At 64.3% G+C, this 2,712-nt stretch carries 2 protein-coding genes; one reads left to right on the forward strand and one right to left on the reverse strand.

All coding sequences use genetic code 11. From position 1 onward, the window contains the following. Window positions 1-162: 162 nt before the first annotated feature. Window positions 163-1,521: a glutathione-disulfide reductase gene (gor, locus tag F9K34_RS18450; RefSeq protein ID WP_291338562.1), complete on the reverse strand. Its 1,359-nt coding sequence runs from the start codon at window positions 1,519-1,521 to the stop codon at window positions 163-165. Between the two features lie 139 nt (window positions 1,522-1,660). On the opposite strand from gor, the gene F9K34_RS18455 reads away from it, so the two are divergent. Then, the gene (locus tag F9K34_RS18455) at window positions 1,661-2,659 is read left to right on the forward strand and encodes an SIR2 family protein (protein WP_291338563.1); all 999 of its coding nucleotides are present in this window, start codon (window positions 1,661-1,663) and stop codon (window positions 2,657-2,659) included. The last annotated feature ends 53 nt before the right edge of the window (window positions 2,660-2,712 follow it).

The raw sequence follows: 2,712 nt of genomic DNA on the forward strand, positions 1-2,712 counted from the left end.
GTCGCCCGGGCGCCGCCCGCCCCGCACGCCCGGCCGGTCCTTGTCGTCGTCGCCGTCCGATCCGCCCCCGCCCCAAGGGCCTCCGCTGCCAGCCATCCAATTCCTCACTTCTTGTTCAAACACGCGTGTTCATCACCCAACTGGGCGTTCTTTGCGGAAAACTCAACCCGTCCTGACCGGCTTGCGCAAGGTCACCAGCTCTTCGGCCATGACCGGATGCACGGCGACGGTGCTGTCGAAGTCCTCCTTCGTGGCACCCATCCGGATCGCGATCGCGGCGAGCTGGATCATCTCGCCCGCCTGCGGCGCGACGATGTGGCAGCCCAGAACCTTGCGCGTTCCGGCCGAGACCACGAGCTTCATCATCGCCCGCTCCGGCCGCCCGGCGAAGGCCGAGCGCATCGGCCGGAACGCGGTCGCGTAGACCTCGATCGGGCCGAGGTCGCGCGCCTCCTCCTCGGTCAGGCCGACCGTGCCGAACTCCGGCTGGGTAAAGACGGCCGAGGGCACCAGCGTGTGGTCGGCCCTTGTCGGCCGGGCGCCGAAGACCGTGTCGGCAAAGGCATGGCCCTCGCGGATGGCAACCGGCGTCAGGTTGACCCGGTCGGTCACGTCGCCCACCGCATAGATCGAGGGCACCGCGGTCTGCGACCATTCGTCCACCACCACCTCGCCCTTGCGGCCGAGCCTGACGCCCGTCGCCTCGAGCCCGAGGCCATCGGTGTTCGGCACCCGCCCGGTGGCATAGACGACCGCCTCGTGGACGGTCTCGTGCCCGTTCGTCGCGGTGACGCGGGTGCCGCCCGCGACCCGCTCCATCTCGATCACGTCGCAGCCGACATGCAGGTCGATCCCGGCCTCGCGCATGTGCTCGGCGATATGGCCGCGCGCCTCGCCGTCGAAGCCGCGCAGGATCTGCTCGCCCCGGTAGAACTGCGTGACCTTCACGCCCATCCCGTTGAGGATGCAGGCGAATTCGCAGGCGATGAAGCCGCCGCCAACGATCAGGACGCTTTCCGGGAGCCGGTCGAGCCGGAAGATGTCGTTGGAGGTCAGCGCCCCCGCAGCCGAAGCGATGTCGGGCAGGAAGGGCCGCCCGCCGGTGGCGATGAGGATGTGCCGCGCCGTCACCGTCGCTCCATCCGCCAGCCGCACCGTATGGGCATCCGCGACCGTCGCGCGGGTATCGAATACCGTCACGCCGGCGGTGTCGAGGCCCGCGCGATAGGCGCGCTCGAGCCGGTCGAGCTCCGCGTCGAGCCGGCCGCGGAACGCTCGCCAGTCGAAACCGGCCGGGGTCACGTCCCAGCCATAGGCGCGCGCCTCGCCGAAGGTCTCGGCGAAGGACGAGGCGAAGACCATCAGCTTCTTCGGCACGCAGCCGCGGATGACACAGGTCCCGCCCATCCGGTCTTCCTCGGCCAGCGCGACCTTCGCGCCATGCTCGCCCGCCGCGATCCGCGCCGCGCGGACGCCACCCGATCCGCCGCCGATGACGAAAAGATCGTAGTCGAACGTCATGGAAGCACTCCTTGTCCGGGCGGGAACCCTATGGCACGGTACCGGCATCTTTGCCAGCCTGCCACCACTATGGGATCAATCCTTCGCCCACCCTTGTACCGAGAGCGAGAAGTGGGCGGAAACACGACGGAGGGACGAAATGGATAGTCTGGTCGAGAGACTCAATCGTGCCCGAGCGGGTGGCGCGATCTTGTTCTGTGGAGCGGGATTCTCGGCAGACTGTCTGAATTTCAAACCAAGAGAAACGCTGGGAACAGGCGCGCAGTTGCTTGCCATGTGCAACGAGGTACTGGAGCAATATCCACCATTCGCAAAGCTGCAAAATGCCGCCGATGCCTTGTGGGATAAGCTTGGCGACAACGGGATGGAAAAGCTCCTGAAGGAACGGTTTACCGTGGCTGATGTTACCACGGACATGACCGACCTTCTGCGCTACCCGTGGCAGGCAGTCTACACGACGAACTATGACAACGCCATCGAGCAAGCGGCGCAGGCCGCCAGGAGATCGGCAGAGGGACTTAGCAACACTGACGATCCCTCGGTGCAGATCAACGCGCTCCCGATCATCCACCTGCATGGTTATGTGGGTAAATGGAATATCCACAATATCCGCGAAAGTTGCGTCCTCGGCGCTGAAAGTTACCAGAGACTCAGCCTGGTCAAACAATGGCTTGATCGGTTCCGACTCGATGTGGATATGGCGCAAATCGTAGTGTTTGTCGGTTTCAACGCCGGTGATTTCCATCTCAACCAAGCGATCTATGACCTTACGGGCCTCAGGGAAAAGGCATTCTTCATCAATCGGCCGACTGCAGCAGCCGACCCTGACGTCGCCGCCGAGCAGAAGCGACTTGGCACACCGCTGTATGTTGGTCGAGCAGGGCTTGCTGACACAATCACCGATCTCCTGAAGAAGGAAGCGCCCCATGAGCCGCGCCTTGCAAGTTTCGCGGCCATCAGATCAGTCGCCCCTGCGTCGCAGGTGCCGACGGCGAGAGAGATTGAAGACCTGTTCCTTTATGGGCAGGTTGTTCCAGAACAGTTGGCGCGTGACATCTCCAATGGGCTTTGTTGCACAAATCGGCTGACAGTCGGACTGCCCCTTCTCCCGGACAGACTTATCCTGCGACCCTCGTGACTGGGATGCCGAGCGCGGTGTAGCCGTTCAGCACGGCAACACGGACCTGGAAC

The organism is Albidovulum sp., from assembly GCF_008933605.1.
Taxonomy (GTDB): Bacteria; Pseudomonadota; Alphaproteobacteria; order Rhodobacterales; family Rhodobacteraceae; genus Albidovulum.